Source organism: Comamonas sp. GB3 AK4-5, assembly GCF_041320665.1.
Taxonomy (GTDB): domain Bacteria; phylum Pseudomonadota; class Gammaproteobacteria; order Burkholderiales; family Burkholderiaceae_C; genus Comamonas.
On sequence record NZ_CP166730.1, the window covers coordinates 229,432 to 252,121 of the forward strand.

Below are 22,690 nucleotides of genomic sequence, written 5' to 3' on the forward strand. Positions count from 1 at the left end.
CGATTCTGCTTTTTGGTTTTACACAGGTGAGCTGATGTCTGTTGCTGCTGCTTCTTCCATTGCCATTCCCCCCATGCGCCTGTCGGGCCTGGAGCCCGTGTTCATCGGCGAGGGCACGCTGTTCGTCAACGTGGGCGAGCGCACCAACGTCACCGGCTCCAAGGCCTTTGCCCGCCTGATCCTGAACGAGCAGTACGAGGAAGCCCTGGCCGTGGCGCGCCAGCAGGTGGAAAACGGGGCGCAAATCATCGACGTGAACATGGACGAGGCCATGCTGGACAGCAAGGCCGCCATGGTGCGCTTTCTGAACCTGATTGCCTCCGAGCCCGACATCGCCAAGGTGCCGGTGATGGTGGACAGCTCCAAGTGGGAAGTGATCGAGGCCGGCCTGCAATGCCTGCAGGGCAAGGGCATCGTGAACTCCATCTCCATGAAGGAAGGGCTGGAGAAGTTCAAGCATGAGGCCAAGCTCATCCAGCGCTATGGCGCGGCCGCCGTGGTCATGGCCTTTGATGAAAAAGGCCAGGCCGACACCTACGCGCGCAAGATCGAAATCTGCGAGCGTGCCTACCGCGTGCTGGTGGATGAGGTGGGTTTTGCGCCCGAGGACATCATCTTCGACCCGAATATCTTTGCCGTGGCCACCGGCATTGAAGAGCACAACAACTACGCCGTCGACTTCATCGAGGCCGTGCGCTGGATCAAGCAGAACCTGCCCGGCGCCAAGATCAGCGGCGGCGTTTCGAACGTGAGCTTCTCCTTCCGCGGCAACGACCCGGTGCGCGAGGCTATACACACCGTCTTCCTCTACCACGCGATTGCGGCCGGCATGGACATGGGCATCGTCAACGCTGGCATGGTGGGCGTGTACGACGATCTGGAGCCGGATCTGCGCGAGCGCGTGGAGGACGTGGTACTCAACCGCCGCCCCGACGCGGCCGAGCGCCTGCTGGAGATCGCCGACAGCGCCAAGGGCGCTGCCAAGGACGAGAGCAAGAAGCTGGAATGGCGCGGCACGCCCGAGCATCCCAAGACCGTGGGCGAGCGCCTCTCGCATGCCCTGGTGCACGGCATCACCGACTTCATCACCGAGGACACGGAAGAGGCCTACCAGCAGATCGTGGTGCAGGGCGGGGGTCGCCCGCTGCATGTGATCGAAGGCCCGCTCATGGACGGCATGAACGTGGTGGGCGACCTGTTTGGCGCCGGCAAGATGTTCCTGCCCCAGGTGGTGAAGTCCGCCCGCGTGATGAAGCAGGCCGTGGCCCATCTGGTGCCCTATATCGAAGAGGAAAAGCGCCAGCAGGAAGCGGCCGGCCTGGACGTGTCCAGCAAGGGCAAGATCGTCATTGCCACCGTCAAGGGCGATGTGCATGACATCGGCAAGAACATCGTCACCGTGGTGCTTCAGTGCAACAACTTCGAGGTCATCAACATGGGCGTGATGGTGCCCTGCCACGAGATCCTGGCCCGTGCCAAGGCCGAGGGCGCGGACATCATCGGCCTGTCCGGCCTGATCACGCCCAGCCTGGAGGAGATGCAGTACGTGGCCGGCGAGATGCACAAGGACGACTACTTCCGCATCAAGAAGATTCCGCTCTTGATTGGTGGCGCCACCTGCTCGCGTGTGCACACGGCCGTGAAGATCGCGCCCAAGTACGAGGGCCCGGTGGTCTATGTGCCCGATGCCTCGCGCAGCGTGAGCGTGGCGCAAAGCCTGCTGGGCGAGAACAAGGACCAGTACCTGGCCGGGGTGCAGGCCGACTACGACAAGGTGCGTACCCAGCACGCCAACAAAAAGGCCACGCCGCTGTGGCCGCTGGACAAGGCCCGCGCCAATGCCACGCCGGTGGACTTTGCCCACCATGCGCCCGTGGTGCCGCGTGTGCTGGGCCGGCGCGTGTTCAAGAACTTCGACCTTGGCGAGCTGGCCCAGTACATCGACTGGGGCCCGTTCTTCCAGACCTGGGATCTGGCCGGACCCTACCCCGCCATCCTCGACGACGAAATCGTGGGCGAGCAGGCGCGCAAGGTGCAGGCCGATGCCAAGGCCATGCTCAAGAAAATCGTCGAAGGCCGCTGGCTGCAGGCCAATGGCGTGATGGGCCTGTTCCCTGCCAACCGCGTGGGCGATGACATCGTGTTCTACACCGATGAATCGCGTACCCAGGTACTGAGCACCTGGTATGGCATGCGCCAGCAGACCGAAAAGCAAATCATCGATGGCGTCATGCGCCCCAGCCGCTGCCTGTCCGACTTTGTGGCCACCCAGGACAGCGGCATCGCGGACTACGCCGGCATGTTTGCCGTCACCGCAGGCATTGGAGCCGAGAAGAAGGACAAGGAATTCGAAGCCGCGCTGGACGACTACAACGGCATCATGTTCAAGGCTCTGGCCGACCGCCTGGCCGAGGCCTTTGCCGAATGCCTGCACCAGCGCGTGCGCCAGGATCTGTGGGGCTATGCCGAGGACGAGCAGCTCTCCAACGAGCAGTTGATCAAAGAGGAATACAAGGGTGTTCGCCCGGCGCCCGGTTATCCGGCCTGTCCGGACCACACGGCCAAGACCGATCTGTTCAAGGTGTTGAACGCGGCCGACATCGGCATGCACCTGACGGAAAGTCTGGCCATGTTTCCGGCCTCCAGCGTCAGCGGCTTCTATCTGGGCCACCTCGAAGCCGTCTACTTCAACGTGGGCCAGATTGGTGAAGACCAGCTGGCCGATATGGCCGAACGCCGTGGCATGGACATCGAAGAACTGCGCCGCGCCTTGGCGCCGAACCTGGGGTGATGCGCTCCTGCGCAGACCCCACCCTGGCAAAGAGAGAGCCCTATGGCTGCCCCCACTTTCAGATCTGCCGTTCCTGAAGACGCGGCCATGTGCATTGAGATTCGTGGCCTGACGCGCGAAAACGCCTTCTCTACAGAAGCGCTGCAGGCCCTGGGCATTACGGTGGACACCTGGAGCGCAGGCATCCGGGACGGTAGCTGCCCCGGTGTTGTGGCCTGCGTGGACGGACAGATGGCGGGTTACTGCTTTGGCGACCGGCACAGCGGCGAGATCGTGGTGCTGGCGCTGCGGCCGGAGCATGAAGGCAAGGGCCTTGGCAAGGCCTTGCTGCAACGCGTCGTCGAGGATTTTCGGCGCCTTGGAATGCAACGACTGTTTCTGGGCTGCTCCAGCGACCCCGGCGTGCGCTCCCATGGCTTTTACCGCCATCTGGGCTGGCGGCCCACGGGAGAGGTGGACGACCTGGGCGACGAGGTGCTGGAGCTGAGATTGGCCTGAATGGCCCGGCGCGGTCTTGTTGCGGCTTTGTAGCCGTAACTATCTATTCATTTTTTGCGTTGAATCGATTCATCTCCCACCCATTAAACCCGCTAGTGCTTTGAATTTATTGGGTTTTTGTGCTTGAATATCTATTCATAAATCTATTCATAAATTTATTCAGCACCTTGCCCCATGGACCATCTCACACTGAGCGCTGAGTCGCTGTTGCAGCACATGCGCCTCCAGGGCCGCCCGGTGCGCAGTACGGACTTGCAGCAGGTGTTTGGTGTCAGCCAACCCACCATGTCACGCGCGCTGGCAGCCCTGGTGCAAGCAGGGCAGGTGTGCAAGCTGGGCGCTGCGCGCCAGCAGCATTACGGCCTGCCGCGCGCTATTGCTGGCGTGGGGCAGCGCATACCTGTGGCCATGGTGGATGTGCAAGGCAGCTTCCAGCCTTGGGGCGTGCTGCATGCACTGGCAGGCGATGGTTTCTGGGTGGAAGGCGTTGTGGTGCAGCAGATGCTGGGCGCTGAGGCCTACCACCCAGGCTTGCCCTGGCTGATTCAGGACATGCGCCCCCAGGGTTTTCTGGGGCGCAGCTTTGCCAAGCTGCACATGGAACAAGCGCTTTCGCCAGACCCGCGCCAGTGGAGTGACGACGATGTGCTGCGCGCTATCACACGGTTCGGTGATGATTTGCCAGGCAATCTGGTGGTGGGGGAGGCCGCTTTGCAGCGCCTGCAGGCGCAAGCCGGAACGCCCTTGCCCGTGGCCGAGCCACAGGACTATCCCCGGCTGGCCGCTGCCGCTATGGCGGGGGCCATGCCTGGCTCCAGTGCAGGGGGCGAGCAGCCCAAATTTTGCTGTCTGGATGCAGCGGGCAGCAGCTGGATCGTGAAGTTCTCGCCCGCCGATGCCAATCCAGTGGCTGACCGCGTGCGTGCCCTGCTGCGCTGCGAACACTTGGCGTTGCAGCTGCTGCGCGAAGCGGGCCTGCCTGCGGCCCACACCCGTTGCTACGAAGGGGAGGGGCGAGTCTTTATGGCTGCCGAGCGGTTTGACCGCACCGTACCGGACTTATCGGGACAGAGACCTGGACGCATCGCCATGGTGTCTTTGGCGTCTTTCAATGCGGAATTCGCGGGCCCGGTGGATGGCTGGGTCCAGACGGCACAGCGTTTGCAAGGCCTAGGGCTGATGACGGCGAATGAGGTCCGTACGCTGCAGCTATGGGAGGCTGTTGGCCAGCTGATTGCCAACACCGATCGGCACTATGGCAATGTGTCCCTGTTGTGGAATGGCCGGCGCTGGGCCCTGGCGCCTTGCTACGACATGCTGCCCATGCGCTTTATGCCGGTGCAGGGCGAGGTGCCGCCGTGGGAATGGGAGATGGACGCCGTCCAACCCACAGCAGCGTTGCTGCCGGTATGGTCCGAAGCGCAGGCGCTGGCGCGCAGTTTCTGGGCCGAGGCCGCGCAGCACATGGCATAGCCCAGGTCATTGGCGCCCACAAAAAAGCCAAGGCATGGCCTTGGCTTTGAGGGAGGCAGCGGCCGCATACAGCGGCTGGGCGCTCAGGCTTTCTTGGCAGCCTGACTGCGCTTGCTCTTGCTGCCTTTGGTTTTGGTGGCCTTGTGGCCGGCCTTGGCGTGGATGGCCGTGCCCTGGCTGGTGGCGCTGGGGCTGGCCGAAGGGGCCAATGTGGCGCTGTGGGCGGCGGTGATGCTGGCGGCAGCCAGACCCAGGGCGATGAGCATGCTTTTCATGTGTTTTCTCCAGTGGTTTTTGCACAAAAGCGGGTGAACGCTTGCATTGTGTGCCTGCCATTTCGAGGCAGCAACAAGCAGAAAACAGCTTGCCCACAGGGCGTTGTGGTCGCGCGTCATCGAGGACAACGCATGGGAAAAGTCATATCCCGTTCAGCTTGGACTGCTATCTGGACCCCCGTGGTCTGGGGCCTGCAGGCCCGAGTGCGCTAGTGCGCAATATTGATATTCGCCTTGTCTTCGTTGTTGCCGCTGGTGCTCAGCAGGCGGCGGCCCTGGTCGTCGACCACGACGAATTGCATGGGGTCCTTGGGGTCACGCTTGGCGGTGACATTGATCTGCTGCACGCGCTGCCCCACGATGATGACGGCCGTGGCGTTGGGGCGATGGGGCGGGAAGATCAGGCAGGAGTGACCGGCGAGCTCGCCCTGGGAGCACTGCTCTGTGCCATACAACTTGCCTGACTTGCCCTGATATTGGACGGGGGTGCCAGGGGCGAAGTACAGGGTCTCGGGCAGCATGTCGTCGTGCTGGCAGCCGCTCAACATGCAGGCGGCAGCCAGAAGCAGGCCGCAGCGGATGGTGGGCATGTGTTTTCTCCGGAACACGTGTTTTTGAAATGGCACACCATGGACTGGCGCCTGTGCGCCGCAGGGCTGCAAAGGTGTTTTCAGATGAACGGTGGTGAGTGCTGGCGGCGAAGGTTAGCGTGTGCCGCTGCATTGGTGGATTGAAAAAATCTTTGCATTTGGGAAGTCAGTTCAATGTTTATGTAGGACTGCTTCCATTAGGTTTGTCGTTGCACGCCTGCTGAATGGGCTGAGAAAGCCATTGCAGCCAATGCCCTCATGCATCAGTTGCTACTTAATTGGTAGCATCGAACGGTGGAGGCGGCGCGCAGGCAGCCATCCGGACATTTTTCGCGCGGCAGCGCTTGTGCATCGCTGTGGGTCGGCGCAGCATGGCGGCAGCCGCGCGAGGGCGCGGCATTTTCTCCACCAGGAGTGCACCTATGCGCAACACATGGAAAATTTGGCTGCTCTCGGCCCTGATGGGCAGCACGGCAGCCTGGGCCGCCGGCACCAGCGCCGCAGCACCGGCTGCGGCTCCCGCGGCAGCCCCTGCCGCCATGCAGACCTTTGTCTGTAAGGACGGCACCTCGGTCAGTGCCGCTACCTCCAAGGGGGCCTGCAAGGGCCACAAGGGCATAGACAAATCGGCCCCTGCACCGGCCGCAGCTGCACCGGCTCCCGTCGCTGCCGCGCCTGCCAAGGCAACCGCTGTTGCAGCCCCTGCCAAGGCTGCTCCTGCCCAGGCGGTTGCCACCAAGGCGGGCGCCACGCCAGCCCCTGGCGGCGGCCCCGGCCAGGTCTGGGTGAACGAAACCAGCAAGGTCTACCACTGCCAGGGTGACCGCTATTACGGCACCACCAAGAACGGCAAATACATGACGGAGGCCAATGCCAAGGCCGCGGGCATGCATGGCGCCAGGAACAAGTCCTGCACCTGAGCCTGGTACCCAGAGCGCCAACGCAACGCCTGCACGGTGCAAGCCGGCAGGCGTTTTTTTATGCCAAAGATTCCGATGATGCAGGCTGGATCTGCAGATGTGGCTATGTATTCGGGAGTGAGGGTCTTGCCTGGGGGTAGATGGCCTGCACACAGTCCAGCCAGGCGCGGGCGGCGCGCGACAGATAGCCGGGGCGCCACATCAGCACCACATCCCAGGCCATTTCCGGCGCCACCAGCGGACGGCTGGCCACCAGGGCAGGATCGTATTTGGCGATCACATGCTCGAACATCACGGCCACGCCCACATCCTGGGCCACCAGGTCGCCGATGAAGTCCCAATAACGGCTTTGCAGCAGCACGCGGGGGGTGAAGCCGGCATCGGCGCAGTGCTGCAGCACTGCCTCGTGCAGGGCGAAGTCGCTGGTGTAGAGCAAAAACGGCAGCGCGGCCAACTCGTCCCAGCGCACGGGGGCCTGCGGGTCGCTCACGCGGTGCTGGGCAAAGGCCACGCGGGTTTTCTGGTGGGCGATGGTGTAGCTGGCCAGCTGTGCGTCGGCCGCATCGAACAGGCCCAGGGCCATGTCCAGCTTGCCCTCCAGCACCAGCTGGCGCTGGGCGCGGGCGCCTTGCTCGTTGACCTGCAGATCCACGCCGGGGTAGAGGGCGTGAAAGTGCGCCACCACCGGCGCCATATAGTGGCCGGCCGTAGGCATGATGCCCACGCTCAGCTGGCCGCGCGCCATGCCGTCCACCTCGGCCACCTCCTGGCGCAGCAACTGGGATTGGGCCAGCAGCTGCTGGCCCCGGTCGTAGACCACCTGGCCGGCATCGGTCAGCTGCACGCCCCGGCCCTCGCGCAGCAGCAGCGGGCCGCCCAGTTCGTCCTCCAGCGCCTTGACCATCTTGCTGATGGTGGGCTGGGTCACATGCAGGCTGTCGGCCGCGCGGGTGAAGCCGTTCAGACGCACCACCTCGATGAAGTAGCGCAGGGCACGCAGATCCATGGGATTCCTTTAGGGCATTTCTTTCATGGGAATTATTCATTTTACGAATACAAGGGTAAACCCTAGACTTGCTGCCATGTCCAAGATGTCGTCCGTGTTTTCGCCATTCCGCAGCGCCCGCGCGGGTCAGGCCCTGTGGAGGTCTCTGTGGCACGGGGCCAAAGTGGTGCTGCAGGTGGGTCTGCTCAGTGCCATCTGGGTGGCCATGGATGCGGCGCGCCAGCATTTCGGCTGGAGCATGCCGGCCGGCCTGATCGGCTTCGGTCTGCTGGCCGTGGGCCTGTTCACCGGCCTGGTCAAGGTGCAGTGGCTGCAGGGCGGCACCAACTGGTTGCTGGCCGAGATGCTGCTGTTCTTTGTGCCTGCGATGTTGGTGGTGACCGAATACACCGACTTGATCCGCAGCGAAGGCCTGCGCATTCTGGCCGTCATCGTGGCCAGCACCGCCTGCGTCATGGCCGTGACCGCGCTGGCGGTGGACCGGGTGTACCGCTTCGAGCTCTGGCTGGCGCGGCGCAAATCCTCCCGAGAAGCCCGCAGCGAAGCCGCCGCCCCTGCCGCACAGGACCAGGAATAAGCCATGTTGTCGAATGAAGTGATTGGCCTGCTGTCGCTGCTGGCCACGGTGGTCTGCTACGGCATGAACAAGCGCCTGTACCGCAAGCTCCCCCACCCGCTGCTGATGCCCATTGTGGCCACGCCCATGATGCTCATAGGCCTGGCCATGCTCACCCATGTCAGCTATCCGCAGTACATCGCCCAGACGCACTGGCTGGTGTGGCTGCTGGGCCCCACCACGGTGGCCTTTGCCCTGCCGCTGTATGAGCACCGCAGCCTGCTGCGCAAACACTGGATGTCGATTGGCACCGGCGTGCTCGTGGCTAGCGTGGTATCGATTTCCACCAGCCTGGCATTTGCCGATGCCTTTGGCCTGTCCGAAGCGCTGCAAAAAGGCCTGGTGGTGCGCTCCATCACCACGCCTTTTGCCATTGAGGCCGAGAAGGTGCTGGGCGGCCCCACCGACCTGGCCGCACTGTTTGTGCTGCTGACCGGGGTCAGCGCCATGCTGTTGGGCGAAACCGTGCTGCGCCTGCTGCCGCGCATTCGCAGCAAGCTGGCCACCGGTGCCAGCTGGGGCGGCGCCGCCCACGGCAGCGGCGTGGCCCGCGCCCGCCAGGCCGGCGAGGTGCAGGCCGTGATGGCCTCGCTGGTGATGATGATTGCCGGCGCCCTCAATGTGCTGGCGGCGCCCTGGGTGCGGACGCTGCTGTTTTGAACACTCCCCTGAGTCGCCTGTGGCGCCTTCCCCCCGCTCTTCGCTCGCTGCGCTCGCGGGCAGGGGGACGCTGCCAGCGCGGCGGGGCGGCCCTTGCGCGGCAGCTCTGGCAGGGGCCGCGTGCAGTGCTCAGCGCACCGGAATGGCAATCGGCCGCAGCGGTGCGGCGTCGCCGCCGCGGATCTTGAGTGGGCCGCCGATGAAGGCGAACTCATAGACCTTGTCGCGCGAGAGCGCGTCCAGGGCCACCAGCTCCATGATGGGAATGCCTTGCTGGGCCAGCAGATAGCTGTGCAGCGGCACGTAGTCGTCGTCCACCTCGGAGGGGAAGGTTTCCAGGCTCAGGTTGTCGGCGCCGACGATCATGGCGCCGCCGTCCTCGGCCAGAAAACGTGCGGCATCCAGACCCAGCCCGGGGGGCTTGGCCATATAGGCCTGGGGCTGGCCGTAGAGCTGCATGCGGCCCGTGCGGATCAGCACGATGTCGCCCTGCTGCAGCGTCACGTTCTGGCGCTCCAGCGCGTCCTTGAGGTCCTGGCGCGTGATGCGGTACTGGTCGGGCAGCATGTCCACGCCCTTGGCGGCAGCCACATCGATCAGCACGCCGCGCGCCACCAGTGGCGGGAATTTCTCTATGCCCGTGCGTTGCCAGCCGCGGTCGCCCAGGTGTTCGTCGGCGCTGAAACCGTTCCAGATCCTGCCGCGTATGCCGAAGTGGTTGAGCGCGTCGATGTGGGTGCCCGTGTGGCTGTACATGGAGAAGGCCGTGCCCGTGTAGCTGCGCGTGGCGTTCATGTCTTTGCCCATGTTCATGGGGTCGTCCACCACGGTGCCGCGCGGTGTGTGCGTCATCCAGAACTGGTAGTGCGGGTCGCCGGCGTCTTGCCAGCTGGGCATGCCCACGTAGTACTCGGTGGCCAGGTCATAGACCTGACCGCCCGTGATGCGCTGCAGGATGGCGGCGCGCGAGGCGGGCGTGATCAGGTTCAGCCGGCCGATCTCGTCGCCCGGGCCCCAGGGGCTGGTGCCCACGTCCTGGCGTGCGCCGGCCGGAGGCTCGTGGCCGCCGTGGGCATGGGTGAGGCCGGAGAAGGCGGCGGCCATGGCGAGCAGCAAAGCGGAGAGACCCTGCAAACGGGCGCGGGGGGAGGATGTCATGGATTTTCCTTGGAAGCGGTACGCCTTGCGGCGCGGGAATGAAAGCGCGAGAGACGCGAGAGGAAGAAGTGATCAGCCCAGCAGGCCACGCAGCCGCTCACGCAGTGCGGCCAGGGGTTGGGTTTGCTGCGGCGGCAGGCCCGGGGCGATCAAGGTGGGAATGGCATGCAGGCCCATGCGCTGGGCCAGTGCGCGGTCTTGGTGGACCAGATGCAGTGCCTCGGGGCTTTCCATGCAACGTGCAAAAGCATTGCGTTCAAAGCCGGTGCGGGTGGCAATGTCCAGCAGCACCTCGGCGTCGCCAATGTTGCGGTGGGCGCTCAGATGGGCGTGCTGTATGGCGTCGAACAGATCCCAGTGGGCCGCGTCGCCCTCCAGAATCTGGGCGGCCTGGCAGGCCAACGCACCGGCCATGCCGCTGGGGTATTCAAAGCTTTCGCGGCGCATGCCTGCAATGTCGATGCGCTGCGCGTCGTCATGCCGGGCGCAGGCCTCCCAGTGGCCCAGAATGGTGTGCTTGGCCTGCTCCATGGAGCCAAACGTCGCCACCATCTCGGCGCGCGAGGCCTGCAGCACAAAGCTGCGCTGGCGCACACGCAGGCCCAGCTCGCTTGCCACCTGGCGCAGGCGGGGCGACATCACATAGCACCAGCCGCAGACCACGTCATGGAAGAAATCGATGGTGGGGGCGCTCTGTGCTGCCGCAGGCAGGGCCGTGGTGGAGGCAGGTTGGGCGGCGCTTTGTGCTGGGGTTTGCGCGGGCAAAGCGCAGGCGAAATCATGGCATTGCGTCATGCTTGTGTCCTTCATGGCTGATGGACCGCAAGCGTAGGGCGCAGGCCCTGTGCGAGTAAGAGGCCTGTGCTTGAGAAACTCTTAACCCAGCGTCAAGAATCCCCGCCCATGGCAGCTGGCAGCTCCTCGGCCAGAAAGTCCACAAAGGCCCGCACCTTGGGCAGCAGGTGGCGCTGCGTGGGATAGACCGCGTAGACATGGCGTGCCGGCGTGGATTGGCCCGGAAAATCCAGTGCCACAAGCTGGCCTGCCGCTATCGCCGGCTGGGCGAGAAAGGACGGCAACGCACCAATGCCCAGGCCGGCCACCAGCAGCTCGCGCAGCATCAGGCTGTTGTTGACGCTGGCACGCGCTTCGGTCGGGGCTTCCAGGCCATCGTCGGCCTGTGCCAGGCTGTAGTGCAGCAGGGCGTGCTCACGCAGCGCGGCCACGCTGCTCGGGCGGCCGCGCTGCTGCAAATAGGCAGGCGATGCGCACAGCATTTGCGACAGCGAGGCCAGGCGCCGCGCAATCAGTGAGGAGTCGGCCAGCTCAGCGCTCAGGCGTATGGAGACATCAAAGCCCTGGCCCACGGCGTCCACCAGCCGGTCTTCCATGGACAGATCGATTTGCAACTGCGGATGGCGCTGCATAAAGCGCGCCAGCAGCGGCGCCAGCGTGCTCAGCGCAAACGACAGCGGGGCGTTCACGCGCAGCCGCCCCGCCACCTGCTGCGACTGGGCGCGCACCGATTGTTCCAGCGCGTCAAAGCCATCCAGCAGCCGGCAGCATTCGGCGTAATAGGCCTGACCGGTATCGGTCAGGCTCATGCGGCGCGTGGTGCGCTGGATCAGCACGGCGCCCAGCTGGGCTTCCAGCGCGCGCAGCTGTTTGCTGAGCGCGGCCGAGGACAGGTCCAGTGCATCGGCCGCCTTGGCAATGCTGCCCAGTTCAACAATGCGCCGAAAGGCGCGCAAAGGGGTGAGCGTATCCATGCGAGAGAAAAGCAAAAACGTGGCCCGCAGCGTAGCAGCTTGCGCAGTGGGGCCGACGCGGCCCGGGCGTATGCGCTTTGCTTCTGAAAAATGAGCTGCTCAAGCGTTTGCAGCTTGCTTGAGCGGCCCAAAACACCATGCATACGCGCCCAGCGTGTACGCCGTCTTGACCGTGGTGTAGAACTCTTGGGCATAGCGGCCTTGCTCGCGCGGGCCGTAGCTGGAGCCCTTGCGGCCGCCAAAGGGAACGTGGTAGTCCACGCCTGCCGTGGGCAGGTTCACCATCACCATGCCGGCCTGGCTGTGGCGTTTGAAGTGGGTGGCGTATTTCAGGCTGGTGGTGGCAATGCCGGCGGACAGACCGAACTCGGTGTCATTGGCCATGTGCAGGGCTTCTTCGTAGTCCCGCACGCGGACCACGCTGGCCACCGGGCCAAACACTTCTTCGCGGTTGATGCGCATCTCGGCGGTGCTGTCCACCAGCAGTGCGGGCTGCATGAAGAACCCCAGCTTGCCGCTGCCCGTGTGGCAGCCCACGCGGGTCCCGCCAGCAGCGAGCACCGCGCCCTCGGCCTGGGCAATGTCCACAGAGTGCAGGTCTTGCTCCAGCTGGGCCTGGCTCACCACGGGGCCGATGTCGGTGTTGGCGGCACGTGCATCACCGACGCGGAGGTTGGCCATGCGCGCTTGCAATGCCTGCACAAAAGCGGGGTAGATCTGATCGGTCACGATGAGGCGGCTGGAGGCCGTGCAGCGCTGGCCGGTGGAATAAAAACAGCTTTGCGCCGCTAGCTCCACGGCCTGGGGCAGATCGGCGTCGTCCAGCACCAGCTGCGGGTTTTTTCCGCCCATTTCCAGTTGCACCTTTTTGCCGTTTGCGGCGCAGGCCTTGGCAATGCCTCGGCCCACGCCGACCGAACCGGTAAAGCTGATGGCCGCGATACCCGGGTGGTGGACCAAGGCCTCGCCAATCACCCGGCCCGTTCCCATGACCAGGTTGAATACGCCGGCGGGAATGCCGCTGCGCTGGATGATGTCGGCCAGCGCCCAGGCGCTGCCGGGCACCAGCTCGGCAGGCTTGAGCACCACGCAATTGCCAAAGGCCAGGGCGGGTGCAATCTTCCAGGCCGGGATGGCCATGGGGAAGTTCCACGGCGTGATCAGGCCCACCACGCCCAGGGGCTCGCGGCTGATTTCCACCCCAACGCCGGGGCGCAGCGACGGAATCGACTCGCCCGCCAGGCGCAGGCATTCCCCGGCAAAGAACTGGAAGATCTGGCCGGCGCGCCCGACTTCGCCTATGGCCTCGGCCAGGGTCTTGCCCTCTTCGCGGGCCAGCAGATCGCCCAGTTCGGCCTTGCGGGCCAGGAGCTCGTTGCCAATCTTCAGCAGGGCGTCGTGGCGGGCCTGTATGCCCGAGAGGCTCCAGGCCGGAAAGGCCGCAGTGGCTGCGGCCACGGCGGTTTGCACATCCTCGGCCGTGCCCTGGGCGTATTCACCGACCACATCGGCCAGATCGCTGGGGTTGGTATTGGCCTGGTAGCTGGCAGCGGCCGTCCATTGGCCGTTGATGAGGTTGTCGTAGCGGGGCATCGGGGACTCCGTGAAAGAAGAAGGTCGGAAGGACAGCGTTCGGGCCGCAGCCCGCTCAGTGACGCGGCCTGGCTGTACCAAGGAGGTGCCCGCAAGGCTTTCCCTGGCGGGGAAGGCGCGCAGCAGCACAGGGCTTCATCTCGCCATGCAGGGTCGCTTGGGATCAAAGCTCCAGCCGGGGATGAGGTGTTGCATGGCCATGGCATCGTCGCGGGCGCCCAGGCCATGCTCCAGGTACAGGGCGTTGGCGCGCAGCAGGGCGGCGCGGTCCACGGTCACGCCCAGGCCCGGGGTCTTGGGCACTTCGACAAAGCCGCCCTGGATCTGCAGCGGGTTCTGCGTCAGGTATTGGCCGTCCTGCCAGATCCAGTGGGTGTCGATGGCCGTGACCTTGCCGGGAACGGCGGCCGCCACATGGGTGAACATGGCCAGCGAGATATCGAAGTGGTTGTTGGAGTGCGAGCCCCAGGTCAGCCCCCAGTCGCGGCAGGTCTGGCCCACGCGCACGGCGCCGGCCATGGTCCAGAAATGGGGGTCGGCCAGCGGGATGTCCACCGATTGCAGCGACAGCGCATGCACCATCTGGCGCCAGTCGGTGGCCACCATATTGGTGGCCGTGGGCAGGCCGGTGGCGCGGCGGAATTCCGCCATCACCTCCCGGCCAGAAAAACCGCCCTCGGCCCCGCAGGGGTCTTCGGCATAGGCCAGAGTGCCGCGCATATCGCGCATCAGGCGGATGGCGTCTTTCAGCAGCCAGCCCCCGTTGGGGTCCAGCGTGATGCGGGCCTGGGGAAAGCGCTGGGCCAGTGCGGTGACGGCTTCGATCTCCTGCTCGCCCGGCAGCACGCCACCCTTGAGCTTGAAGTCATTGAAGCCGTAGCGTGCGTAGGCGGCCTCGGCCTGGCGCACGATGGCATCGGGCGTCATGGCGGTCTGGTGGCGCACCTGTGCCCAGTCGCCCAGGTCCCATGGGTCCTGGCCAGGTTGGAGGTAGGGCAGCCGGGTCTGCGTGCTGGGGCCGACAAAGAACAGATAGCCCAGCATTTCCACGCGCTCGCGCTGCTGGCCTTCGCCCAGCAGCGCGGCTATGGGCACGCCCAGACGCTGTCCCAGCAGGTCCAGCAGCGCGCATTCGATGGCGGTGACCGCATGCACGGCGACGCGCAGGTCAAAGGTCTGCAGGCCACGCCCTGCGCTGTCACGGCCGGCCAGAAAGGCTTGCAGCCGTTGCAGCAGCTGCAGGTGCTGCCCTATGGGCTGGCCGATCAACAGCTGCTTGCTGTCTTCCAATGCCCGGCGAATAGCGTCGCCTCCCGGCACTTCGCCGACGCCGGTGTGTCCGCTGCTGTCGTGCAGCAGCACCACGTTGCGCGTGAAATAAGGCGCATGGGCACCGCTGAGGTTCATCAGCATGCCGTCGCGTCCGGCAACGGGAATGATCTCGATCTCGGTGATGGTGGGCGTGTGGTGCATGGTGGTGTGCAGCAAAGGCAAAAACATCGGGAGTGATGGGGCTGCGCCGGTGTCTGGGAGCACTGGTGAAGCCATGGCGCACCAAGGGCGGTGGGCGCCTGGGCCTTAATTGGCCGTGATCTTGCGCAGCTGGATGAGCTGCTTCCAGCGCTCGGACTCCTGGGCTTGAAAACGGGCGAACGCCGTCGGGCTGTTGCCAATGATTTCGAAGCCCTGGGCGATGAAGCGCTCCTGTACCTCGGGCAGTCGCATGGCGGAAATGGCCGCCTGGGCCAGCTTGGCCTTGATGTCGGCAGGCAGGCCCTTGGGGGCCACCATGCCCTGCCATGAATAGACTTCGGCACCCTTCACACCTGACTCGGCCAGCGTGGGCACATAAGGCAGGGCGGGAATGCGGTGACTGCCCGTGACGGCCAGGGCGACCAGCTTGCCGTTGCGCAGATGGGGGAGCACGGCATTGATGTTCTGGAAGGCATAGTCCACCTGGCCCCCCAGCAGATCGGTGATGGCCGGGGCACCGCCCTTGTAGGGCACATGGATGCCGGTGGTGCCGGTCTGCTGCCAGAACAGCTCGGCCGAGAGATGGTCGGACGAGCCGTTGCCAGAGCTGGCAAAGCTGCGCTGGCCAGGCTGGGCCTTCAGCTCTTCGATCACATCGGCCACGCTGCGCGCCTTGTGCCTGGCATTGGTCACCAGCACATTGGGCGCCTGCACGGCCATGGTGATGTAGTCAAAGTCCTGTTGTGCGTCGTAGGCGAGGTTCTTCACCAAATGGGGGGTGATCACCAAAGGCCCCAGCGAGGTCACCAGCAAGGTGTAGCCATCGGCGGGCGCGCGCTTGACGGCGCCCGCGCCCAGCGTGCCGGTTGCCCCGGGGCGGTTTTCCACCACAAAGGGCTTGCCCAGGTGCTCGCCCATGTGCAGGGCCATGGTGCGGGCCACGGTATCCGTGGAGCCGCCAGCAGGAAAGGGGACCACCACGGTCACCGCCCTTTCGGGCCAGGGCGCAGCATGTCCGGCAAGTGCCAGCGCGGCGGCCCAGGTCAGCCATATTTTTTTCATGTGTGCCTTTTTGCGTGGGCGGTGGTGGGCTTATTTCTCGACCTTGTCGATCAAGGCGGCCAGCATGTCCAGCTCTTCGGGCTGCAGCTCGGCCAGGGGCGTGCGCACCGGGCCTGCATCGTGGCCGACCAGCTTGGCGCCTGCTTTCACGATGGACACGGCATAGCCTTCGCTGCGGTTGCGGATCTGCAGATAGGGCATGAAGAAATCCCGGAGCAGCTGCTGCTGTGTCGCGTGGTCATCGGTTCTCACCGCCTCATAAAAGCGCATGGCGGTGCGGGGGATGAAGTTGAAGACGGCGGAGGAATACACCGGTGTGCCCAGCGCCTTGTAGGCTGCGGCATAGACCTCTGCCGTAGGCAGGCCGCCCAGATAAGCCAGGCGGTCCCCCATGGTCAGGTACATGGCGGTCATGGCCTCGACGTCACCCACGCCGTCCTTGAAGCCCACCAGATTCGGGTTGCGTTCGCACAGCCGGGCCACGGTCTCCGGCTTGAAACGGCTGACGCCGCGGTTGTAGATGACGACGCCGAATTGCACGTTGCGGCACACGGCTTCCACATGGGCCGCGAGACCTTGCTGGCTGGCCTCGGTCATGTAGTGGGGCATCAGCAAGATGCCATGGGCGCCTGCCGCTTCTGCCGCCTGTGCGCACTGGATGGCAAAGCGCGTGGGGCCGCCCGCGCCGGCAATGATGGGCACCTTGCCTTTGCAGGTGTTCACCGCTGTCTGGATGATCTGCGGATATTCCTCGGCAGTCAGCGAGAAAAACTCCCCCGTGCCGCCGGCCGCGAACAGTGCACTGGCGCCATAGGGGGCCAGCCATTCCAGGCGCTTTGCATAGCCCTTGGGATTGAAATGTCCGTGATGGTCAAAGTCCGTCACCGGGAACGACAACAAACCGGAACGCATGACATGTTTGACTTCTTGGGGGCTCATGGGACTCCTTGAATGAAGGGGGACAGAAAACAGCGGCAAGCGCCAGCCATGCCGAAAAGGGCTTGGGGCCTATTTTGATATCAGTCATCATACAAGTTGAGTTCTTCTGATTCCACGCAAAGAAGCTAGGGGGAAACGCGAGGCTGTGTGTCTCCTTGTTGCAGCGTGCGTGCTGCGGCGGCCTCGTGATGAGGGCGGAAAAAGGCGTGCAGAGGGCGCTGCGCCATGGCGGCGCAGGATGGCCGGGTTCGGTTCAGTCGCTGCTGCTGTCGCCGGCCTGGCGGGCCAGGCGCAGGCGTTCGCGTGAGTTTGTCAGGTGGATGCGCATGGCGGCGCGGGCCGAGTCGGCGTCTTGCCGCTCGATGGCGGCGTAAATCTCTTCGTGCTCGCGGTTCACGCGGCGCAGGTAGTCGGGGTCGCGCGCGGGCCTGTCGATGGAAGCGATGCGGTTGCGCGGAATCAGCATGCTGCCGAAGTGCTGCAGGATCTCCTGGAAATAGCGATTGCCCGTGGCCTGGGCAATGCTGAGGTGAAAGGCCAGGTCGTGGCTGACGGTCTCCTTGCCCTGTGCGAAATGGTGCTCAAAAGCCTGGAGTGCATCGCGCATGGACTGCAGGTGCTCACTTTTTCTGCGTTGTGCGGCCAGGCTGGCCGCCTCGGTTTCCAGGCTGATGCGCAGCTCCAGTATGGCCAGCACATCCATGGCCTCGTGCAGCTCATGGGCGCTGAGCACCAGGCTGGAGGCCGGGCGTGCCGAGAGCACAAAAGTGCCTATGCCGTGGCGGGTTTCCACCAGGCCGGCGGCCTGGAGTTTGGACAGCGCCTCGCGCACCACGGTGCGACTGACGTCGTAGCTGCGCACCAGGTCGGATTCGGTGGGCAGCTTGTCGCCTTCCTTGAGCTGGCCCTGGCGAATCTTGGCCTCGAACTCTTCCGACAGCAGATTGGCGAGGTTGCGGCTGCCGCGACCGGATCGGCTGCGCAGTGCGCTGCCTTCTGGGGTGGCGGACGTGGCGGCAGACTCGGGTAACTCCGAGGGTGGCGGGCTGATGGTCATGATAATAATTGCGCTATGTTGTATGACAACGTATCACTATACGTACAAAACAGATGTTTGCAAGATACAAATTTCACCGATTATTGTTGACGGGCGCTGCCGGTGGATTGGGGCGGGTGCTGCGCGAGCGCCTGCGCCCTTTTGCAGAGGTGATGCGGCTGTCGGATGTGGCCGAGATGGCGCCGGCCCAAGGCAGCTTTGAAGAGCTCATGGCATGCGACCTGTCGGACAAAAGCGCGGTGCATGCGCTGGTGGCCGGCTGTGATGCCATCGTGCACATGGGCGGTATCTCGGTGGAGCGGCCTTTTGAAGAGGTGCTGCAGGCCAATATTGCCGGCGTCGTCAATGTGTACGAAGCCGCGCGCTGCCATGGCGTGCGGCGGGTGGTGTTTGCCAGCTCCAACCATGTGATCGGTTTTTACAAGCAGACCGAAAAGATCGACGCCCATGTGCGCCGCCGCCCCGACAGCTTTTATGGCCTGTCCAAGTCCTTTGGCGAGGATGTCGCGAACTTTTACTTTGACCGCTACGGGATAGAGACCGTGAGCATGCGCATCGGTACGTCGGTGCCCGCGCCCAAAGACCGCCGCATGCTGAGTACCTGGCTCAGCTATGACGATCTGGTACAGCTCATCAGCAAAGGCCTGTTCACGCCGAATGTGGGCCATACGGTGGTGTATGGGGCGTCGGCCAACCGGGACGGCTGGTGGGACAACCATGCGGCCGCCCATCTGGGCTTTGCACCACAGGACAGCTCGGAGCCCTGGCGGACCGAGATCGAAGCCCTGGCGGCCCCGGCTGCCAACGACCCAGTTGCCCTCTACCAGGGCGGCGTCTTTACGGCCTATGGCCCGTTTGGTGACGAGGCCGGAGACGTTGCATGAGTGCCGCCGAGCTGGTCCTGGATGTGCACAATGCCACGGGAGAAAGCCCCGTCTGGCAGGCGGCCGAACAGGCGCTGTATTGGGCCGACATTCCACATGGGGTGCTGCACCGCTGGCAGGCGGAACTTGCCCAGCATATGCGCTGGAAATTGCCGCAGATGCTGGCCTGCATGGCCCCCTACCAGGGTGATCCCCAGCGGTGGATTGCGGGCCTGGAAGACGGGTTGTATGAGGTGACGCTGGATGAGGGCTATGGCCGCGCAAGCGTGCAGGCGCTGGCCAGGGTGGAGCACCCCATGCCGGGCATGCGCTTCAACGATGGCCGCTGCGATCGCCAGGGGCGCTTCATTGCCGGGACCATGCTGATGGACATGGCGGCCGCCCGGCCGGTGGGGCAGGTGTACCGGCTGGGCGCGCAGGAGCTGCACAGCGGGAGCGCCACCGATTTACGGCTCGGGCCGCTGCTGACCCCGAATGGCCTGGCCTTCAGCCCGGACGGCAAAACCATGTACCTGTCGGACTCGCATCCGCTGTCGCAAACCATCTGGGCCTTTGATTACGACATCGACACCGGAACGCCCAGCAAGCGCCGAGTGTGGGTCGATATGCAGCCCCTGCCCGGCCGGCCCGATGGGGCAGCCATGGATGTGGACGGGGGTTACTGGATTTGCGGCAACGACGCCGGCCTGGTGCACCGCTTCACCCCGGCCGGAAAACTGGACCGCTCCCTGGTCGTACCCGTCAAGAAACCGGCCATGTGCGCCTTTGGCGGGCGTGATCTGGACACCTTGTTCGTCACATCCATACGCCCGCAAGGCGTGGACCTGGCGGACCAACCCCTGGCGGGAGGTGTTTTCGCGCTGCAGCCCGGTGTGCAAGGGCTGGCCGAAACCGCTTTCAAGGGGGAATGAAGACGAAGACAGCGCAACGCAGGCACGGCGAGGGCACATGGCCTGCACCCACTTTCTCCACACAAAAGGTAGATCTATGCGATTCAAGAAACTGTGGACGGCCCTGGCCGTCAGTTTGGTGTCGATGGCGGCGAGCGCCACGGAATTTCGCGCCTCCGACATCCAGCCCGAAGACTATCCCACCGTGCTCGCCATCCACTTCATGGGCGAGCGCCTGAAGACCCTGTCAGGGGGCAAGCACAGCATCCGGCTGTATCCCAGCGGCTCGCTGGGGGGCGAGAAGGAAACCATAGAGCAGGCCAAGATCGGTGCGCTGGCCATGGTGCGTGTGAATGTGGGCGCCATGAACAATGTGTGCAGGGAAACCATTGTGCCCACCATGCCGTTTCTGTTCCGGTCGACGGCGCATATGCACAAGGTGCTCGATGGCCCCATAGGCGAGGAGATCTTGAAGGCCTGCGAAAAGCAAGGCTTCATCGGGCTGGCGTTTTATGACAGCGGTGCGCGCTCTATGTTCACTGCCAAGAAACCGATCAGAAGCTTTGCCGACATGAAGGGCATGAAGGTGCGCGTGCAGCAGTCCGACCTGTGGGTGAGCATGCTCGAAGCCATGGGCGCCAACGCCACGCCCATGCCCATGGGCGAGGTTTACACCGGCCTGAAAACCAGCCTCATCGATGCGGCAGAAAACAACTACCCCACCTATGAAAGCTCGCGCGCCTTCGAGGTGGCCAAGTACTTCACCAAGACCGAGCATTCCATGGCCCCCGAAATCGTGCTGTTCAGCAAGCGCGTGTTCGACAAGCTCTCACCGCAGGAGCAAGCCTGGGTGCGCCAGGCAGCCAAGGAGTCGGTGCCCTATATGCGCCGTCAATGGGCCGAGCGCGAGGCCAAGTCGCTGGCGCTGGTGAAGGCCGGCGGTGCGGAAATCATCGAGATCGACAAGGCGCCGTTCCAGGCCGCGATGCGACCGGTCTATGACAAGTTCATCACCGACGCCAAGTTGAAAGACCTGGTCAAGCGCGTGCAGGACACCCAGTAAAGCGCGGTTGGCAAAAAGAAAGCCTGCCCCGCATCGCATGGCATCGATGCGGGGAATTTAAAAACGATAGCTACTTGTGCTTATGGATAAAGCGTGAGCGGCCTGTTTGGATCAAACATGTATACCAAGATGAGTAGAGCCTTGTCCGCTCTGTGTCTGTGGCTGGGCGTGGTGGGGTTGATGGGATTGATTGCAGCCGTGAGCTGGCAGGTGTTTGGGCGTTATGTGCTGAACAACACCCCCACCTGGGCCGAGAGCCTGGCGTTGCTGATGGTGCTGTATGTGACCATGTTTGGCGTGGCCGTGGGCGTGCGCAATGCCGGTCACATCGGGCTGGAGTCCTTGTTGGTGCTGGCGCCCGACTGGCTGCGCATACGGATGGAATATGTGATCCATCTGTTCGTGCTGCTCTTCGGCGCAGCCATGGCCTGCAGCTGCGCATCGTTGGCGGAATCGGTGTGGGCCTATCGGCTGCCCACCCTGGGCATCTCCGAGGGGTGGAAATACATCCCGGCCGTGATCTGCGGCTGCCTGATCGTGCTGTTTTCCATCGAACACATCCTGGCGCTGGCGCAGGGACGTGAGATCGAAGTCATGTAAGGAGACGCACGATGACCATCCCCTTGCTGATTCTGTGTCTGTCGTTTACCTCGCTGCTGCTGCTGGGCGTGCCCGTGGCCTTCTCCATCGGCCTGTCGGCGCTGGCGACCTTGCTGTATGAGGGTCTGCCGCTGGCGGTGGGCTTTCAGCAAATGACATCGGGCATGAGCGTGTTCTCGTTCCTGGCCATTCCCTTCTTCATCTTTGCCGGCGAGCTGATGCTGCATGGCGGCATTGCCGATCGCATCGTCAACTTTGCACGGGCCCTGGTGGGCCATGTACGCGGTGGCCTGGGCATGTCCAATGTGGTGGCCTGCACTTTGTTTGGCGGGGTGTCGGGCTCGCCGGTGGCCGATGTGTCGGCCATGGGCGCGGTGATGATCCCGATGATGAAGAAAGAGGGCTACCACGCGGACTACGCCGTCAATGTGACCACGCATGCGGCCCTGGTGGGGGCGCTGATGCCCACCAGCCACAACATCATCATCTATGCCCTGGCAGCTGGCGGCAAGGTGTCGATTGCGGCGCTGATTCTGGCCTGCCTAGTGCCCGCGCTGCTGCTGACGGTGAGCAACCTGATCGCCGCCTATATGGTGGCGCGCCGCCGTGGGTACCCGGCGGGCAGCTTTCCGGGCTGGGGCATGGTGGGGCGCTGTTTTGCCGCCGCATTGCCGGGGCTGTTCGTGATCGTGCTGATTCTGGGCGGCATTTTGTCGGGCGTGTTCACCGCCTCCGAATCGGCCGTGGTGGCCGTGCTCTATGCCCTGGTGCTGACGGCGTTTCTCTACCGCAGCCTGCGCTGGAGCCACTTCCTCCAGGCCGCCACCAAGGCGGTGCGCAACACCGGCATCATCTTGCTGCTCATCGGCATCTCCAGCAGCTTTGGCTACCTCATCAGCCTGTATGGCGTGGCCGAGCTGACCGGGCAGATGCTGTCCCAGGTGAGCTCCACGCCATGGGTGATTTTTCTGCTGATCAACATCATCTTGTTCGTGCTGGGCACCTTTCTCGACATGGCCGCCACCATCTTGCTGTGCACACCCATTTTCTTGCCGATTGCGCAGCACTACGGCATGAGCTCGGTGCAGTTCGGGGTGGTGATGCTCATCAACTGTGCCCTGGGGCTGAACACCCCGCCGGTGGGCAGCACGCAGTTCATAGGCTGCGCGATTGGAGAGGTATCGGTGGGCAAGGTGATGCGCACCATCTGGCCCTTCTACGGCGCGTTGATCTTTGCATTGGCCCTGGTGACCTTTGTGCCCGCATTTGCCAGCTGGTTGCCCAACTGGTTTATGGCTGCCTAGTGCTGCGGTTGGCAGGAGTGGTTCAGTTCCTGCCTTGGGGCCGCAGATTGCGGCCCTTTTTTTGTCCAG

22 protein-coding genes are annotated in these 22,690 nt (G+C 64.1%); 11 read left to right on the forward strand and 11 right to left on the reverse strand.

The window, feature by feature from the left end; translation table 11 throughout:
- Positions 1-34: 34 nt before the first annotated feature.
- The 3 genes from metH to yjjJ all read left to right on the forward strand — a co-directional run bounded on the left by metH (position 35) and on the right by yjjJ (position 4,762).
- Positions 35-2,791 carry a methionine synthase gene (gene metH, locus ACA027_RS00950; RefSeq protein ID WP_370680548.1) on the forward strand — a complete coding sequence of 919 codons (2,757 nt, stop codon included), beginning with the start codon at positions 35-37 and terminating at the stop codon, positions 2,789-2,791.
- Positions 2,792-2,833: 42 nt separating this feature from the next.
- A complete protein-coding gene (locus tag ACA027_RS00955; RefSeq protein ID WP_370680549.1) occupies positions 2,834-3,289 on the forward strand; it encodes an N-acetyltransferase family protein in 456 nt (151 codons plus the stop codon).
- A 174-nt stretch (positions 3,290-3,463) separates the two neighbouring features.
- Positions 3,464-4,762: a type II toxin-antitoxin system HipA family toxin YjjJ gene (gene yjjJ, locus ACA027_RS00960; protein WP_370680550.1), complete on the forward strand. Its 1,299-nt coding sequence runs from the start codon at positions 3,464-3,466 to the stop codon at positions 4,760-4,762.
- An 83-nt stretch (positions 4,763-4,845) separates the two neighbouring features.
- Here the strand turns inward: yjjJ and ACA027_RS00965 are convergent, their stop codons facing one another.
- Positions 4,846-5,037, reverse strand: a complete 192-nt coding sequence (locus ACA027_RS00965; protein ID WP_370680551.1) for a hypothetical protein — start codon at positions 5,035-5,037, stop codon at positions 4,846-4,848.
- A gap of 209 nt (positions 5,038-5,246) precedes the next feature.
- On the reverse strand, positions 5,247-5,627 hold the full coding sequence (locus tag ACA027_RS00970) for a hypothetical protein (protein WP_370680552.1): 381 nt from the start codon (positions 5,625-5,627) through the stop codon (positions 5,247-5,249).
- 422 nt (positions 5,628-6,049) lie between these two features.
- Here ACA027_RS00970 and ACA027_RS00975 point away from each other — a divergent pair, with 422 nt between their 5' ends.
- Entirely contained in the window at positions 6,050-6,547 is a 498-nt protein-coding gene (locus ACA027_RS00975; RefSeq protein WP_370680553.1) for a hypothetical protein, read from the forward strand.
- Between the two features lie 103 nt (positions 6,548-6,650).
- Here ACA027_RS00975 and ACA027_RS00980 read toward each other — a convergent pair whose 3' ends face one another.
- Positions 6,651-7,553 (reverse strand): LysR substrate-binding domain-containing protein, encoded by a 903-nt coding sequence (locus tag ACA027_RS00980; protein WP_370680554.1) that lies wholly within the window; start codon positions 7,551-7,553, stop codon positions 6,651-6,653.
- Positions 7,554-7,629: 76 nt separating this feature from the next.
- On the opposite strand from ACA027_RS00980, the gene ACA027_RS00985 reads away from it, so the two are divergent.
- Together ACA027_RS00985 and ACA027_RS00990 are read left to right on the forward strand one after the other, a co-directional pair.
- On the forward strand, positions 7,630-8,130 hold the full coding sequence (locus ACA027_RS00985) for a CidA/LrgA family protein (RefSeq protein WP_370680555.1): 501 nt from the start codon (positions 7,630-7,632) through the stop codon (positions 8,128-8,130).
- 3 nt (positions 8,131-8,133) lie between these two features.
- Entirely contained in the window at positions 8,134-8,829 is a 696-nt protein-coding gene (locus ACA027_RS00990; protein WP_370680556.1) for an LrgB family protein, read from the forward strand.
- 129 nt (positions 8,830-8,958) lie between these two features.
- Here the strand turns inward: ACA027_RS00990 and ACA027_RS00995 are convergent, their stop codons facing one another.
- The 8 genes from ACA027_RS00995 to ACA027_RS01030 all read right to left on the reverse strand — a co-directional run bounded on the left by ACA027_RS00995 (position 8,959) and on the right by ACA027_RS01030 (position 17,880).
- Positions 8,959-9,987 carry a cyclase family protein gene (locus tag ACA027_RS00995; RefSeq protein ID WP_370680557.1) on the reverse strand — a complete coding sequence of 343 codons (1,029 nt, stop codon included), beginning with the start codon at positions 9,985-9,987 and terminating at the stop codon, positions 8,959-8,961.
- A gap of 72 nt (positions 9,988-10,059) precedes the next feature.
- Complete coding sequence (locus tag ACA027_RS01000; RefSeq protein ID WP_370680558.1) at positions 10,060-10,782, reverse strand: DsbA family protein; 723 nt, start codon at positions 10,780-10,782, stop codon at positions 10,060-10,062.
- A 92-nt stretch (positions 10,783-10,874) separates the two neighbouring features.
- The gene (locus tag ACA027_RS01005; RefSeq protein WP_370680559.1) at positions 10,875-11,756 is read right to left on the reverse strand and encodes a LysR family transcriptional regulator; all 882 of its coding nucleotides are present in this window, start codon (positions 11,754-11,756) and stop codon (positions 10,875-10,877) included.
- 99 nt (positions 11,757-11,855) lie between these two features.
- A complete protein-coding gene (locus tag ACA027_RS01010) occupies positions 11,856-13,349 on the reverse strand; it encodes an aldehyde dehydrogenase family protein (RefSeq protein WP_370680560.1) in 1,494 nt (497 codons plus the stop codon).
- 135 nt (positions 13,350-13,484) lie between these two features.
- Positions 13,485-14,822 (reverse strand): enolase C-terminal domain-like protein, encoded by a 1,338-nt coding sequence (locus ACA027_RS01015; RefSeq protein ID WP_370680561.1) that lies wholly within the window; start codon positions 14,820-14,822, stop codon positions 13,485-13,487.
- Between the two features lie 105 nt (positions 14,823-14,927).
- Positions 14,928-15,884, reverse strand: a complete 957-nt coding sequence (locus tag ACA027_RS01020; protein ID WP_370680562.1) for a Bug family tripartite tricarboxylate transporter substrate binding protein — start codon at positions 15,882-15,884, stop codon at positions 14,928-14,930.
- A 30-nt stretch (positions 15,885-15,914) separates the two neighbouring features.
- On the reverse strand, positions 15,915-16,823 hold the full coding sequence (gene kdgD, locus ACA027_RS01025; protein WP_370680563.1) for a 5-dehydro-4-deoxyglucarate dehydratase: 909 nt from the start codon (positions 16,821-16,823) through the stop codon (positions 15,915-15,917).
- Between the two features lie 253 nt (positions 16,824-17,076).
- Positions 17,077-17,880: a FadR/GntR family transcriptional regulator gene (locus ACA027_RS01030; protein ID WP_370680564.1), complete on the reverse strand. Its 804-nt coding sequence runs from the start codon at positions 17,878-17,880 to the stop codon at positions 17,077-17,079.
- 53 nt (positions 17,881-17,933) lie between these two features.
- On the opposite strand from ACA027_RS01030, the gene ACA027_RS01035 reads away from it, so the two are divergent.
- From ACA027_RS01035 to ACA027_RS01055, 5 genes are all read left to right on the forward strand, one after another.
- Positions 17,934-18,764, forward strand: a complete 831-nt coding sequence (locus ACA027_RS01035; protein WP_370680565.1) for an NAD-dependent epimerase/dehydratase family protein — start codon at positions 17,934-17,936, stop codon at positions 18,762-18,764.
- Entirely contained in the window at positions 18,761-19,675 is a 915-nt protein-coding gene (locus tag ACA027_RS01040; RefSeq protein WP_370680566.1) for an SMP-30/gluconolactonase/LRE family protein, read from the forward strand. Before ACA027_RS01035 ends, ACA027_RS01040 begins: the two co-directional genes overlap by 4 nt.
- Before the next feature lie 76 nt (positions 19,676-19,751).
- Positions 19,752-20,717, forward strand: a complete 966-nt coding sequence (locus tag ACA027_RS01045) for a TRAP transporter substrate-binding protein (protein WP_370680567.1) — start codon at positions 19,752-19,754, stop codon at positions 20,715-20,717.
- A 117-nt stretch (positions 20,718-20,834) separates the two neighbouring features.
- Complete coding sequence (locus tag ACA027_RS01050; protein ID WP_370680568.1) at positions 20,835-21,317, forward strand: TRAP transporter small permease; 483 nt, start codon at positions 20,835-20,837, stop codon at positions 21,315-21,317.
- Between the two features lie 11 nt (positions 21,318-21,328).
- A complete protein-coding gene (locus tag ACA027_RS01055) occupies positions 21,329-22,621 on the forward strand; it encodes a TRAP transporter large permease (RefSeq protein WP_370680569.1) in 1,293 nt (430 codons plus the stop codon).
- Positions 22,622-22,690 lie beyond the last annotated feature (69 nt).